Genomic DNA, 825 nt, shown 5'->3' on the forward strand with positions numbered 1-825 from the left:
GTCGAGGCGTTCGCCAGCGTCGGTGCTGCTGGCGACGCGCATGGGTTGCGAGAAGACCACGTCACTCTCCGCAGGCGCGATGCCGGGCGCGCCGCACTACGTCCTCGCCTACCGATTCGCTCGCCACCGGTTCACCCGTAATGCACCACACTATCGCCCCACCTTTGGAGCGACTCTGATGCACAAGACTTGGCTGCTCGCCTTGTTGGCGGTTCCCGCACTGGCCTACGCGGCGCCGGACGAGGACACGGCGATGTGCCGCAATGGCGGCTTCCCCATGAGCACGGCCGGGTTCTCGCTCGCCAAGGTCGCGGTGCCGCGCCTGTACCTGCTCAACGACGACGACGGCTGCCCGGCCAAGGGCGAGGCCGCGTGCCGGCAGCGCGCCTATGTGGTCAAGGACGACACGGTGATCCTGGCGCAGCGTCGGGGCGGCTTCGTCTGCGCGTTCTACCCCAACAAGGTCGGCGGCAGCGCCGGCTGGGTGGCGGCGTCGAGCGTGCAGCCACTGCCGGCGACGGCCGCACCGAAGCCGCAGGCCTGGGTCGGCCAGTGGCACGACGGCGACAACGAACTGCAGCTGATCGCCAACGGCGACGGCACCATCACCGCCAACGGCGATGCCTACTGGCCCTCTTCTGCTTGAAAAAAACAAAAGCACAGTATATCAAGACAAGGGTCTATTACACTCGGTTACGGCCCGGAATAAAAAGCATCAGAGATAGGTAGATCCGCATTGCGCTACAACGGCAAAGATGCAGCATGAATTAATAGCTCAAGTTACGGCCATATATGATGAGATTGTGCTGGTGCGACGTAACGAAT

The 825-nt window shown here is 63.4% G+C and carries 1 pseudogene; it reads left to right on the top strand.

The features are described 5' to 3' along the window. Positions 1–178 precede the first annotated feature (178 nt). A pseudogene (locus CSC70_RS13735) lies at positions 179–640 on the top strand (hypothetical protein); the annotation flags it as partial. Positions 641–825: the final 185 nt, after the last annotated feature.

The sequence above is a fragment of the Pseudoxanthomonas kalamensis DSM 18571 genome (assembly GCF_010211745.1).
Taxonomy (GTDB): Bacteria; Pseudomonadota; Gammaproteobacteria; order Xanthomonadales; family Xanthomonadaceae; genus Pseudoxanthomonas_A; species Pseudoxanthomonas_A kalamensis.